The sequence below is a fragment of the Cobetia amphilecti genome, from assembly GCF_020217465.1.
Classification (GTDB): domain Bacteria; phylum Pseudomonadota; class Gammaproteobacteria; order Pseudomonadales; family Halomonadaceae; genus Cobetia; species Cobetia amphilecti.
Genome location: NZ_CP084115.1, coordinates 525,574 through 538,593 on the forward strand (window position 1 = coordinate 525,574; position 13,020 = coordinate 538,593).

General features: G+C 66.1%; 10 protein-coding genes. 6 read left to right on the forward strand and 4 right to left on the reverse strand.

Annotated features, from left to right (window positions below; all coding sequences use genetic code 11):
- The first annotated feature begins 66 nt into the window (after nucleotides 1-66).
- From glyA to purU, 6 genes are all read left to right on the forward strand, one after another.
- Complete coding sequence (gene glyA / locus LCW13_RS02330) at nucleotides 67-1,377, forward strand: serine hydroxymethyltransferase (protein WP_043333140.1); 1,311 nt, start codon at nucleotides 67-69, stop codon at nucleotides 1,375-1,377.
- Nucleotides 1,378-1,518: 141 nt separating this feature from the next.
- Nucleotides 1,519-2,769: a sarcosine oxidase subunit beta family protein gene (locus LCW13_RS02335; RefSeq protein ID WP_043333139.1), complete on the forward strand. Its 1,251-nt coding sequence runs from the start codon at nucleotides 1,519-1,521 to the stop codon at nucleotides 2,767-2,769.
- A 25-nt stretch (nucleotides 2,770-2,794) separates the two neighbouring features.
- Nucleotides 2,795-3,121 (forward strand): sarcosine oxidase subunit delta, encoded by a 327-nt coding sequence (locus LCW13_RS02340; RefSeq protein WP_043333138.1) that lies wholly within the window; start codon nucleotides 2,795-2,797, stop codon nucleotides 3,119-3,121.
- A complete protein-coding gene (locus LCW13_RS02345) occupies nucleotides 3,118-6,225 on the forward strand; it encodes a sarcosine oxidase subunit alpha family protein (RefSeq protein ID WP_043333137.1) in 3,108 nt (1,035 codons plus the stop codon). The genes LCW13_RS02340 and LCW13_RS02345 overlap by 4 nt, the downstream gene beginning before the upstream one ends.
- Entirely contained in the window at nucleotides 6,218-6,919 is a 702-nt protein-coding gene (locus LCW13_RS02350) for a sarcosine oxidase subunit gamma (RefSeq protein WP_225347500.1), read from the forward strand. Before LCW13_RS02345 ends, LCW13_RS02350 begins: the two co-directional genes overlap by 8 nt.
- Before the next feature lie 240 nt (nucleotides 6,920-7,159).
- Nucleotides 7,160-8,035 carry a formyltetrahydrofolate deformylase gene (purU, locus tag LCW13_RS02355; RefSeq protein ID WP_043333136.1) on the forward strand — a complete coding sequence of 292 codons (876 nt, stop codon included), beginning with the start codon at nucleotides 7,160-7,162 and terminating at the stop codon, nucleotides 8,033-8,035.
- A 124-nt stretch (nucleotides 8,036-8,159) separates the two neighbouring features.
- Here purU and fhuB read toward each other — a convergent pair whose 3' ends face one another.
- From fhuB to LCW13_RS02375, 4 genes are all read right to left on the reverse strand, one after another.
- Entirely contained in the window at nucleotides 8,160-10,280 is a 2,121-nt protein-coding gene (gene fhuB, locus LCW13_RS02360) for a Fe(3+)-hydroxamate ABC transporter permease FhuB (RefSeq protein WP_225347501.1), read from the reverse strand.
- Nucleotides 10,267-11,211 (reverse strand): ABC transporter substrate-binding protein, encoded by a 945-nt coding sequence (locus LCW13_RS02365; protein WP_225347502.1) that lies wholly within the window; start codon nucleotides 11,209-11,211, stop codon nucleotides 10,267-10,269. The genes fhuB and LCW13_RS02365 overlap by 14 nt, the downstream gene beginning before the upstream one ends.
- An 8-nt stretch (nucleotides 11,212-11,219) precedes the next feature.
- Nucleotides 11,220-11,987, reverse strand: coding sequence for an ABC transporter ATP-binding protein (locus LCW13_RS02370; protein ID WP_043333135.1), 768 nt, complete (start codon nucleotides 11,985-11,987; stop codon nucleotides 11,220-11,222).
- A 99-nt stretch (nucleotides 11,988-12,086) separates the two neighbouring features.
- The gene (locus tag LCW13_RS02375) at nucleotides 12,087-12,854 is read right to left on the reverse strand and encodes an RNA polymerase sigma factor (RefSeq protein WP_064503260.1); all 768 of its coding nucleotides are present in this window, start codon (nucleotides 12,852-12,854) and stop codon (nucleotides 12,087-12,089) included.
- Nucleotides 12,855-13,020 lie beyond the last annotated feature (166 nt).

A 13,020-nucleotide genomic window follows, 5' to 3' on the forward strand; every position in this document is an offset into this window, starting at 1 on the left:
GACGAACACTGATCACCCTTCATCGATCCACTCCAACAACAACGATCCGCTTACCGGAGGCGCGCAATGTCTCAGCAACATGGCTACACCCGTGATGACCGACTGGCCAGACTCGACCCTGCACTGGCCGAGGCCATCCTCGAAGAGACAGCGCGTCAGGAAGCGCATATCGAGCTGATCGCCTCCGAGAACTATGCAAGCCCGCTGGTGATGGAGGCTCAGGGCAGTCAGCTGACCAACAAGTACGCCGAAGGCTATCCCGGCAAGCGCTACTACGGCGGCTGCGAATTCGTCGACAAGGTCGAGACGCTGGCCATCGAGCGCGCCTGTGCGTTGTTCGGCTGTGACTACGCCAACGTGCAGCCGCACTCCGGCGCCCAGGCCAACGCGGCCGTGTTCATGGCACTCGTCTCGCCGGGCGACACCATCCTCGGCATGAGCCTGGCGCATGGTGGCCACCTGACCCACGGCGCGGCGCCCAACTTCTCCGGCAAGCACTACAACGCCATCCAATACGGCCTGACCGAGAGCGGCGAGCTGGACTACGAGGAAATGGAACGTCTGGCGCGCGAGCACAAGCCGAAGATGATCATCGCCGGCTTCTCCGCCTACTCGCGGGTGGTCAACTGGCGTCGCTTCCGCGATATCGCCGACGAGATCGGCGCCTGGCTGATGGTCGACATGGCCCACGTGGCCGGTCTGGTCGCGGCGGGTCACTACCCGAGCCCGCTGCCCTACGCCCATGTCGTCACCACCACCACGCACAAGACGCTGCGCGGCCCGCGCGGTGGCCTGATTCTCTCCGCCACCGGTGATGAAGCGCTGCACAAGAAGCTCAATGGCGCCGTCTTCCCCGGCCAGCAGGGCGGCCCGCTGATGCACGTCATCGCCGCCAAGGCCGCGGCCTTCAAGGAAGCGATGAGCCAGGACTTCGTCAGCTATCAGGCCCGCGTGATCGCCAATGCCCGCGTGATGGCCGAGGTCTTCATGGCGCGCGGCTATGACGTGGTCTCCGGCGGTACCGATGACCACCTGTTCCTCGTCTCGCTGATCCGTCAGGGCGTGACCGGCAAGGACGCGGATGCCTCACTGGGCCGCGCCCATATCACCGTCAACAAGAACAGCGTGCCGAATGACCCGCAGAGTCCCTTCGTGACATCCGGGCTGCGCATCGGCACTCCGGCCGCCACCACGCGCGGCTTCGGCGAGGCGGAATGCGAGGCACTGGCCGGCTGGATCTGTGATCTGCTCGACGCGCTGTCCACCGGCGAGAGCGCCAAGGTGGAAGCCGAGGTGCGCGGCAAGGTCGAGGAAGTCTGTGCCCGCTTCCCGGTCTATGCATCGAACAGCGTGACCGACCCCGCCGCGCTTGCCTGAACAAGGCGCTGGCGAGAGACAACGATAACAACGACACATGCCGCAAGCGCAGAGACATCACTCGGGTGACAACAACAGACATCACTCGGGCGAGAGCACCGGACAGCGCTTGCGGTGGCAAAGATGTGAGGAGGGTGGCAAATGCAGCGTTACTCGGGATTCGGGCTGGTCAAGCATGCGCTCAGCCACCATGAGAACTGGCAGAAGGTCTGGCGTAGTCCAGAACCCAAGAAGGAATACGACGTCGTCATCGTCGGTGGCGGCGGGCATGGTCTGGCCACGGCCTACTATCTGGCCAAGGAGCACGGCATCACCAATGTCGCGGTGATCGAGAAGGGCTGGTTGGGCGGCGGCAATACCGCGCGCAACACCACCCTGGTGCGCTCCAACTATCTGTGGGATGAGGCGGCGGCGCTCTACGAGCACTCCATGAAGCTGTGGGAAGGCCTGTCCCAGGATCTCAACTACAACGTGATGTTCTCCCAGCGTGGCGTGCTCAACCTGGGCCACACCCTGCAGGACATGCGTGACATCCAGCGGCGCGTGAATGCCAACCGTCTGCAGGGCATCGATGGCGAAGTGCTGGATGCTCAGCAGGTGCAGGAACTGGTGCCGGCGATGGACTGCTCGAGCCGCGCACGCTACCCGATTCTCGGCGCCTCCTGGCAGCCGCGCGGTGGCGTGGCACGTCACGACGCCGTGGCCTGGGGCTTCGCGCGCGGTGCCGACAGCCTCGGCGTCGACCTGATCCAGCAGACCGAAGTCACTGGCTTCCGCAAGCAGGATGGCGCCATCGTCGGGGTGGAAACCTCACGCGGCTTCATCGGTGCCAAGCGTGTCGGCGTGGTCACCGCCGGCAACTCCGGGGTGATGGCCGAGAAGGCCGGCTTCCGCCTGCCGCTGGAATCCCACCCGCTGCAGGCGCTGGTCTCCGAGCCGCTCAAGCCGATTCTCGACACCGTGGTGATGTCCAACCACGTCCACGGTTATGTCAGCCAGTCGGACAAGGGCGACCTGGTCATCGGTGCCGGCATCGACGGCTACGTGGGCTACGGCCAGCGTGGCAGCTACCCGACCATCGAGCACACCCTGCAGGCCATCGTCGAGATGTTCCCGATCTTCTCGCGGGTACGCATGAACCGTCAGTGGGGCGGCATCGTCGACACCTGCCCGGACGCCTGTCCGATCATTTCCAAGACGCCCGTGAAGGGGCTCTATTTCAACTGCGGTTGGGGGACCGGTGGCTTCAAGGCCACGCCGGGGTCCGGCAACGTCTTTGCCTGGACACTGGCCAAGGGGCGCACCCATCCGCTGGCAGAACCCTTCTCCTATGACCGTTTCAACACGGGCAAGCTGATCGACGAACACGGCGCCGCTGGCGTCGCGCACTGAACCTGCCGTCAGGAGACGACCGACCATGATGCATATCTTCTGTCCCTACTGCGGCGAGCTGCGCGAGGAAGAGGAATTCCACGTCAAGGGCCAGGCGCATATCGAGCGCCCGAAGGACCCCGAAGCCTGCTCCGATGCCGAGTGGGGGGATTATCTGTTCTTCCGCAACAACCCGCGTGGCGTCCACCACGAGCTGTGGATTCACGCCGTGGGCTGTCGCAAGTATTTCAACATCACCCGCCACACCGTGACCTACGAGATTCTCGAGACCTATCGCATGGGCGAGCAGCCCACCATCACCGGTGAGACGAAAGCCGATCCGACTACGCAAGCCAAGGGGGTGAGCGCATGAGCCAGCAAGACAACCAGACCGCCGCTGCCCCGCGCCGTCTCGCCTCGGGTGGACGCATCGATCGCGCCACGCCGCTGACCTTCACCTTCAATGGCAAGCGCTATCAGGGCCTGGCAGGCGATACCCTCGCCTCGGCACTGATGGCCAACGGCCTCGACGTGCTCAACGCCAGCTTCAAGTATGCGCGTCCGCGCGGTCTGGTCGCCGCCGGTGCCGAAGAGCCCAACGCCATCCTGCAGCTGGGCAGCACCGAAGCCGGCCAGGTGCCCAACGTGCGTGCCACCCAGCAGGCGCTCTACGACGGCCTGGAAGCCCACGCCGTCAGCGGCTGGGTCAAGGCGCAGAAGGACCTGATGAGCCGCTTCCTGCCGCAGGTCGGCAAGCTGGGCGGCAAGTTCATGCCGCCGGGCTTCTACTACAAGACCTTCATGGCGCCGGCCTCGTTGTGGATGACCTACGAGAAGTACATCCGCAAGGCCGCCGGTCTCGGGCGTTCTCCGCTCGAGGAGGACCCGGACATCTACGATCACCTGCATCAGCACACCGATGTGCTGGTGATCGGCTCCGGCCCGGCGGGCCTGATGGCGGCGCTGGTCGCGGCCCGCAGCGGCGCGCGCGTCATCCTGTGTGATGAGCAGGAAGAGCTGGGTGGCTCGCTGCTCTCCATGTCGGCGGACTGTCTCGATCAGACCCTGGATGGCCAGCCTGCCATCGAATGGCGTGACGCGGTGCTTGCGGAACTCGAAGCCTGCGAGGATGTGCAGCTGCTGCCGCGCACCACCGCCAACGGCTACCACGATCACAACTTCGTGACCCTGCACGAGCGCCGTACCGAGCATCAGGCTGACCTCGCGCCCTTGAATGCCCGCGGCGCCCAGCAGGCACGTTCACGTCTGCACCGCGTGCGTGCCCATCGCGTCATCATGGCCACCGGCGCCCACGAGCGGCCACTGGTCTACAGCCACAACGATGTGCCGGGCAACCTGCTGGCCGGTGCCGTCACCACCTATCTGACCCGTTACGGCGTCGCCGCCGGTGACAAGCTGGTGCTGTCGGTCAACAACGACCACGCCTATCGCGCGGCACTTGCCTGGGCGGCGGCCGGTCGTGAAGTGGTCGCGATCGCCGATGCGCGTCCGGACCCTGCCGGCGTGATGGTCGAGGCGGCGCGTGCCGCGGGCATTCGCATCATCGCCGGCGCCGCGGTGATCGAGGCCAAGGGCGAGCGTCGCGTGACAGGCGCACGCATCGCGGCCATCGATATCGATGCCTTCAGCGTGACGGGGGCAGTGGAAGAGCTCGCCTGCGACACCATCGCGAGCTCCGGCGGCTACAGCCCGGTGGTTCACCTGGCGGCGCACACCGGTGCGCGTCCGGTATGGAGCGACGAGATCCACGGCTTCCTGCCCGCGCTGGGCGCACCGATGCTCAAGGGCTTCGATGCCTGCGGCGCCGCCAATGGCAGCTTCGCGCTGGAAGATGTGCTGGTCGCGGCCTACGCCAGCGGTGTCGCCGCGGTGGAAGCCTGTGAGTTCGAGACCGCCCAGGCCGAGGTGCCTGCGGTCTCCGAACTTGCAGAAACGCCGATGCTGCCGCTCTATCAGGTGCCGCACGACAAGCCCACCGCTCGCGCGCCCAAGCAGTTCGTCGATCTGCAGAACGACGTCACCGCCGCCGGTATCGAGCTCGCCACCCGTGAAGGCTTCGAGTCCATCGAGCACGTCAAGCGCTACACCGCGATGGGCTTCGGCACCGACCAGGGCAAGCTGGGCAACATCAACGGCATGGCGGTCGCCGCGCGCTGTCTGGGGCAGACCATCCCCGACACCGGTACCACCGTGTTCCGCCCCAACTACACGCCGGTGACCTTCGGCGCCATCGTCGGCCGTCACTGCGGCGAGCTGTTCGACCCGATCCGCTACACCGCGATGCACGAATGGCACGTAGCGCAGGGCGCCAAGTTCGAGGATGTCGGCCAGTGGAAGCGCCCCTGGTACTACCCGCAGGGCAGTGAGGACATGCATGCCGCGGTGGAGCGCGAGTGTCTGGCGGTGCGCGAGAAGGTCGGCGTTCTGGACGCCTCGACCCTGGGCAAGATCGACATCACCGGTCGCGATGCGCGCGAATTCCTCAACCGCATCTACACCAATGCCTGGGCCAAGCTGGGCGTCGGCAAGGCGCGCTACGGCCTGATGTGTCACGACGACGGCATGGTGATGGACGACGGTGTCACCACCTGTCTGGCCGAAGACCACTTCCTGATGACCACCACCACCGGTGGCGCGGCCTCGATCCTGGAATGGCTGGAACTGTGGCACCAGACCGAATGGCCGGAACTGGACGTGCAGATGACCAGCGTCACCGATCATTGGGCAACCCTGACCGTCACCGGCCCCGAGGCGCGTGCGCTGGTCGGCGAGCTGACCGACATCGACCTTGATCGCGACAGCTTCAAGTTCATGGAAGTGCGTGAAGGACTGATTGCCGACATTCCCGGGCGCATCTTCCGCATCTCCTTCACCGGCGAGCTGTCCTACGAGCTCAACGTGCCGGCCAACTACGGGCTGCATGTCTGGAAGCGCCTGTTCGAGTGCGGCAAGAAGTACGGCCTCACGCCCTACGGCACCGAGACCATGCACGTGCTGCGCGCCGAGAAGGGCTTCATCATCGTCGGTCAGGACACCGATGGCTCGATCACCCCGGAAGATCTCGGCATGCAGTGGTGCGTCGGCTACAACAAGCCGTATTCCTGGATCGGCAAGCGTGCGCTGTCGCGTCCGGATACCCGTCGCGATGACCGCAAGCAGATGGTCGGCCTGATTCCGACGCGCAAGAAGGCCGGCGATGAGCGCATCGTGCTGCCGGAAGGCTCGCAGATCGTCTTCGACCCCGAGCATGCCATCCCGATGCCGATGGTCGGCCACGTGACCTCCAGCTACTACAGCCCGACGCTGGGACATGGCTTCGCGCTGGCGGTGGTCAAGGGCGGTGCCAAGCGCATCGGCGAGACGGTGTTCCTGCCGCAGGCCGATGGCACGACGCTGGAAGCCGAAATCACCTCACCGGTGTTCTACGACAAGAAAGGGGAGCGCCAGCATGTCTGATGCCACCACACTCGACCCGCAAGCGGGTGCCGCCGTCGATGCGCAGCCGCAGGACATGACAAGTTCTCAGACGTCGGTGATCGACCAGCGCCCGACGCCCGAGGTCCACGCTCAGTGCGCCCGTTCGCCGCTGGCGCATCTGTTCACGGCCCGCGATGACGGCGATGCCGGCATCGTGCTGCAGGAAAAGGCGTTTCTCGGTCACCTGACGCTGCGCGGTGACCCCGCGCAGCCGGGCTTCGCCGAGGGTGTCGAGGCGGCGCTGGGTCTGGCGCTGCCGTTGACGCCGGCGACCCTCCACCAGAATGAGGGCGGTCGCTCGATCCAGTGGCTGTCACCGGATGAGTGGCTGATCCTGGTGCCCGGCGAGGAAGCCTTCACTGTCGAGAAGGCGCTGCATGAGGCGTTGGCCGGCCGCTATCAGGTGGTCAACGTCAGCGGTGGTCAGACCGTCATCTCGCTGAGTGGCGACCAGGCGCGTCAGGTGCTGATGAAGTCGACGCCCACCGATGTGCACCCGCGTGCCTTCCCGGTCGGACGTGGCGTGCCGGCGGTGTTCGCCAAGGCGACACTGGTGCTGCGCCGCGTCAGCGAGAGCGAATTCGAGCTGGTGGTGCGCAGAAGCTTCGCCGATTACCTCGGCCGCTGGCTGCTGGATGCCAGCGAGGAATTCGGGGTCTGCATCAAGGGCTGATTCTGCGTCTGGAGAGAGAGGTCTGCGTCTGGAGATAGATCTGCGTCTGGAGAGAGGTCTGTCGCAGGCGCACGCAATGACCTGAATCGACTGCCAGGGGCCTTGCCCGGGCCAGGAGGCGGGCTTCAGAAATACTGAAGCCCGCCTCAATAATATTGGTTTGTCGCGCAGGGCCTCGGATGCAACCCTGACGTTGCTGCTTCCAACAATAGATAATCCTTACATGACAGGCACCTACGTATGCGTGATACCTGGATTCTGACCGCCCAATGTCCCAGCCGCATCGGCACGGTGGACGTCGTGACACGCTACCTGCGCGAGCAGGGCTGCTATATCACCGAGCTCAATTCCTTCGATGACCGCCTGTCGGGGCGCTTCTTCATCCGGGCCGAATTTCGTCCGCAGACCGAGGCCGGCACCCTCGATGACGGCTTCGATGCCGCGAGTTTCGAGCAGGGCCTGGGTACGCGTGCCGCCGACTTCGAGATGGACGTCAGCCTGAGTGCGCCGGATGAGCGCATGAAGGTGGTCATCATGGTCTCGCGCTCGGACCACTGCCTGAACGACCTGCTCTATCGGCATCGCATCGGCCAGCTGCCGATGGACATCACCGCCGTCATCTCCAACCATCCGGACATGGCACCGCTGGCCGAGTGGCATGGCCTGCCGTATCACCACCTGCCGATCACCGCCGAGACCAAGGCCGAGCAGGAGGCTCGGGTATGGCAGATCGTGCAGGACACCGGGGCTGAGCTGGTGATTCTGGCGCGCTACATGCAGGTGCTGTCGAGCGACATGTGCGAGAAGCTCTCGGGGCGGGCGATCAACATCCACCACTCGCTGCTGCCGGGCTTCAAGGGTGCGCGCCCCTATCACCAGGCCTACGAGAAGGGCGTCAAGCTGGTCGGTGCCACCGCGCACTACATCAATGATGATCTCGATGAAGGGCCGATCATCACCCAGGGCGTCGAGACGGTGGATCACGCCCACTATCCCGAAGACCTGATCGCCAAGGGCCGTGATATCGAGTGCCTGACCCTGTCGCGCGGCGTGCGTTATCACCTCGAGCGTCGCGTTTTCCTGCATGACAAGCGCACGGTGGTGTTCGGTAACTGAGCCCGGGCTGCGTCCGTCAGTTCACTCAGTTCATGCAGTTCACGAGCTCCACAACGTCCACCAACGACGAAGCCCGCGACCTTTCGGTGGCGGGCTTCGTCGTTCCTGCGTGTGCGTATGCGCGTCAGCTTCTGCGCAGGCTCCACAGGAAGTAGCTGCCGCCGATCAGCGAGGCCATCAGGCCGGCGGGAATCTCGTAGGGCGACAGCAGCTGGCGGCCCAGCCAGTCGGCCAGCACCATCAACAGCGCGCCGCACAGCACCGCGCCGAGCATGTGCTCGCGGGCGCGGCTCAGGCCCAGCAGGCGCGCCAGATGCGGGGCCAGCAGGCCGACGAAGGACAGCGGGCCGACGATCAGGGTCGCCAGCGCGGTGAGCACCGCCACCGCGCCCAGCAGCACCAGGCGGGCGCGGGTCACGCCGATGCCCAGCGCACTGGCGCTCGCCATGCCCAGTGGCAGGATGTCCAGCCAGCGCGCCAGCGGACGCACCAGCAGGACCGCGATGATCGCCAGCGCGAGCACGCCGACCGCCGCGGAGAGACCCACGTAATAGGTGGAGCCGGACAGCCAGGCCAGAATCTGCTGACCGCGCGGGTCGCCATCGGCAAGGATGATGCCGCGCACCGCATCGTAGAGCGCCGTGATCGCCACCCCGCACAGCAGCACGCGTTCGGGAATGAAGCCACTGCGATGATTGAGCATCACCAGCAGCGCCAGACAGGCCAGCGCCCCGCAGATGCCTGCGCCCAGCAGGGTCAGCTGCCCCGGTGACGGGACCAGCAGCAGTGTCAGCATCAGGGCGATGGCGGTGCCGCCGCTGATGCCGAGAATCTCGGGGCTGGCCATCGGGTTGCTGGTCAGACGCTGCAACAGGGTGCCGGCCAGGGCCAGCAGTACGCCGGCGCCTGCCGCCGCCAGTACCCGTGGCAGGCGGAAGTCCAGCACGCTGGTCTGGCCGGCCATCAGCTGTTGGAGCATGTCACTGCCCAGGGTCCAGCCATCGGCGCCATTGCCGACCAGCAGGGCCAGCATCAGGGCCACGCAGACCCCGGCCAGCAGCCAGCCGAGCAGGCGGTCGGGGCGGGGGTGACGATGCGTCAGTGACATGCCGTGATGACTGGCGGGGCCAGCCCCCTGCGCCATCTTGAGGCGCGGAATCAGCCACAGCAGCAGCGGCGCGCCGAGGGCCGCCGTCATCGCGCCGGTTGGAATCAGGTTGGGCAGCAGGCCATCGAGACTGGCGACCACCTGGTCCGTCACCGCCAGCAGTAGCGCCCCGAACAATGGTGCCCACAGCAGGCGCTGGCCCAGGCGGCGCGCGCCCATCAGACGCACGCACGCTGGCGCGGCCAGGCCGATGAAGCCGATGATGCCCAGCACGCTGACCACGCAGGCGCTCAGAAATACCGCCAGTCCCAGACTCATCAGGCGCAGCTTGCGCAGCGAGACGCCAAGGCTTCTGGCATTGGCCTCGTCGAGGTCCAGTACTGCCAGCGGACGCATCAGCACCAGTGCCAGCAACATGCCCGGCAGCAGACGGGAGAGCAGCGTGATCACGCCATCCCAGCTGTTCTGGGCCAGCGAACCTGCGCCCCATACCAGGGTGCCGTGCAGGGCCTCCTGATTGAACAGCAACAGCACCATGCCCAGCGCGCCGATGTAGAGATTGACCACCAGCCCTGCCAGTACCACCACGGTCGGTGACATGCCTCGCGCCCAGGCCAGCGCGAATACCAGCCCCATGGCGGCCAGGCCACCGGCCAGCGCGACCCATTCACGGCCCAGCTGGAAGCCGTCTCCCCCAAGACCCGTGCCGGCCATCAGTGCCGGGGCGAACAGCGTCGCCAGCATCATCGCCAGACTCGCGCCACTGGCGACGCCGAGAGTGGTGGGCGCAGCCAGTGGATTGCGCAGCACCTGCTGCATCAGCACGCCCGCCATGCCCAGCGCGCCACCGGCCAGCAGCGCGCAGACCAGACGCGGCCACCAGCTGACATGGGCCACCAGCTGCGCGGAGAGCAGCGCGCTGTCTGCCTGGCCGAGACTGGCCGCAGCGCTGAAGTCGGGCGATGCCCACAGTGCGGTCAGGCCCTGCATCAGGCTCAGGCCTTCACGGTTGAGCGCGAGGCTGCCGAGTACCACAAGGGCCAGGGCCAACAGGCTGCAGGCCCGGCCCGGCGAGAGATGCAGCGGTCGCCGGCCTGATGCGGGGCGGGTGCTCATGGCCTGCTCAGTGGTTGCCATCGGTGGTCTCCCCCTCAAGTGTCGCCTCATCATCAATCAGATGGCTGGCAAGCAGTGCGGCGAAACGATTGGCCGAGGGCAGGGCGCCGAAGCTCCAGACCGGCGGCAGGAACAGCGGCGCCGAGGCCTGACTGTTCTCGCGCACGCCGGGCATGGCCTGCCACAGACCGTTATGCGCCAGTGCCTGGTGTCCGCCGGGCGGCAGCGGCTCCACCACCACCATGCGGCCCTTCAGCGTCACCAGCTTCTCGAGACTGACGGTGGCGAAGCCCCAGGCGTTGGTGTCCCCTTGCCAGGCGTTGGCGATGCCCATGCGCTCGATCACGGCCTGGAACAGGCTGTTGTCGCCGAAGATGCGCACATGGCGGTCATCCATGAATTGCACCATCAACAGCGGCAGGGGCGATTGACCCTTGCGTGCCGCCTGCTGGCGCAGCGCGGCGTTGTAACCGGCGAGGCGAGCGGTGCTCAGGCGGATCAGCTGTTCGGCCTGGGGCTCGCGCTGCGTCAGCTTGCCCAGCTGGCGGGTCGCCTTGACCAGTGTCTGCCAGGTGTCGGCGTCCGGGGTATAGATGGCGATGCTGGTGACCGGCGCGATGGCCGACAGGCGCGGCGCGAGGCTGGACAGCATCGGGCTGATCAGGATATCGGCGGGGGCGAGGGCGGCCAGCTGCTCCAGGTTCGGCTGGGTGCGCAGGCCGAGATCCCGCGTGCCCTGCGGCAGCGCCGGTTGATCCACCCAGCTTGCGTAGGTCGCGACCTGACCCACACCCATGGCGCGTACCCCGATTCCGGTCAGGGTCTCGGCCAGGGTCCAGTCCAGTGCCACGATGGGGCGATCGACGAAGCCGGCCGGTGGCCGGACTGTCTCGTCCGTCGTGGCAGCGCTGGCGGCCCCCACCGCCAGCAGGCTCAGACTGATCAGTGCCAACAGCCACTTCATAGCGGCACCGCGATCTGCTGCTGGCTCTGCGGCGGGGTGATCACCTGCATCTCGACGCCGTAGATATCCTTGAGCGTGACGGGGTTCATCATCGCGTCGGGTGCGCCTTCAGCCAGCACCTGGCCGCCGTGCAGCGCCACCAGGCGATCGCAGTAACGCGCGGCCAGATTGATGTCGTGCAGCACGATGATGATACCCAGCCCGAGGGTGTGGCTCAGGTGCGAGACCAGCTCCATCACCTCGATCTGATGGGCGATATCCAGCGCCGCCAGCGGTTCATCCAGCAGCAGATAACGACTGCCCTGGGCCAGCAGCATGGCCAGCCACACGCGCTGACGTTCGCCACCGGAGAGGGTATCGACCTGCTGTTCGGCGAAGGCTTCGGTGTGGGTCAGCGCGATGGCGCGCTCGATGGCTTCTTCATCCTTGGGGCCGGGACGGCCGAGCAGGCCGTGCCACGGATAACGGCCGAAGGCGACCAGCTCGCGGCCGGTCAGCGCTTCGGCCGCCGGCAGATGCTGCGGCAGGTAGGCCACCGCCCGCGCGAATTCCCGACTGCCGAACTGCGAGAGCGGGCGATCATCCAGCGCCAGCTTGCCACTGGTCGGGGTGTTCTGACGCGCCAGCAGCTTGAGCAGTGTCGACTTGCCGGAGCCATTGTGGCCGATCAGGCCATGCACCTGGCCGGGGGCGAAATCGAGAGACTGCGTCTTGAGCAGGCAGCGCTCGCCGAGGTCAAAGCGCAGGTGGTCGAGAGTGAACATGAAAGCATCGTCATCCGTGGTCAGGGCGTCAGGCTAGGGGCGATTCATTCTGGGCGACATGACGCGGAGACGTTCGCCCATCCGTGCTCCGCGGGGCCATCAGTGCTGATCGCCTCTTGCTGTCGGGCTGTCATCACGCCGGCTTCGTCGTCGCGCCTTGCCGGGCGCGGTTGACGTGCGCTGCGCGGCTGGCGGCGAGTTCGTGGTGTCCTGTTGGCTGGCGGCGCAGTCGCGGCTGACTTCATTGCGATAACAGCCCGCCGCGGCCAGGCGCATCTCGCAGTGCTGCTGCGCCTGGGTGACGTAGCGGCCTGCCATGCGCTCGGACACGCCGAGTCGCTCGCCGATCTCGCGCTTGGTCAGGCCCTCGAGGCGATACCAGGTCAGGGCGAGGCGAAAATGGCCCGCCAGCTCGGAGAGTGCCGCATCGACGACCTGCAGCTTCTGGCGGCGCGCCAGGCTCCTCTCCGGGTCCAGATGGGCGGCCGCCACGCGCTCATCGCCCTCGGACACCGATTCGAATTCCGGTGCGCGGGACTGGTGGCGGTGATGGTCGATGATCAGATTGCGTGCGATGCGAAACAGCCAGGCGCGCGGGTTGGCGGGCCAGTCTCCGGTTAGGCGCAGACGCAGATAGACCTCATGGCTGATGTCTTCCGCCAGCTCATGCGAGCCCAGCTGACGCACCAGAAAGCCGGTCAGTTCGTGACGATGCTCGGCAAACAGCTGGTCCAGCGAGTGACGGTATTGCTGTGCAGCACAAGCCTGAAGCTCAGCGGGCGTTTCAGCTTCTGGCCCGTGTGCGTCAGGCGTTCGCTCATCCGTGTCGCGATGAGGCCGAACAGGGGGCTTGGCGTGAGAGGACATCCACGGCTCGCAATGAGATCTGTCGTGATGGGAGGGTAATGGTATTGTTGTTACGAATCATTATCAATGATTGTGTGTCAGGAACGCCAAGGACCACCCCCGTGCATGACAAGGGCGGTCCCGGTGCTGCTTGGTCGTAGTTAGCTGGTCGTAGTTAGCTGGTCGT

Excerpts from the sequence above, each read along its gene's own strand:
- glyA (WP_043333140.1), top strand. The coding sequence starts at position 67 with ATGTCTCAGCAACATGGCTACACCCGTGATGACCGACTGGCCAGACTC.
- LCW13_RS02335 (WP_043333139.1), top strand. The coding sequence starts at position 1,519 with ATGCAGCGTTACTCGGGATTCGGGCTGGTCAAGCATGCGCTCAGCCAC.
- LCW13_RS02340 (WP_043333138.1), top strand. The coding sequence starts at position 2,795 with ATGATGCATATCTTCTGTCCCTACTGCGGCGAGCTGCGCGAGGAAGAG.
- LCW13_RS02345 (WP_043333137.1), top strand. The coding sequence starts at position 3,118 with ATGAGCCAGCAAGACAACCAGACCGCCGCTGCCCCGCGCCGTCTCGCC.
- LCW13_RS02350 (WP_225347500.1), top strand. The coding sequence starts at position 6,218 with ATGTCTGATGCCACCACACTCGACCCGCAAGCGGGTGCCGCCGTCGAT.
- purU (WP_043333136.1), top strand. The coding sequence starts at position 7,160 with ATGCGTGATACCTGGATTCTGACCGCCCAATGTCCCAGCCGCATCGGC.
- fhuB (WP_225347501.1), bottom strand. The coding sequence starts at position 10,280 with ATGGCAACCACTGAGCAGGCCATGAGCACCCGCCCCGCATCAGGCCGG.
- LCW13_RS02370 (WP_043333135.1), bottom strand. The coding sequence starts at position 11,987 with ATGTTCACTCTCGACCACCTGCGCTTTGACCTCGGCGAGCGCTGCCTG.
- LCW13_RS02375 (WP_064503260.1), bottom strand. The coding sequence starts at position 12,854 with ATGTCCTCTCACGCCAAGCCCCCTGTTCGGCCTCATCGCGACACGGAT.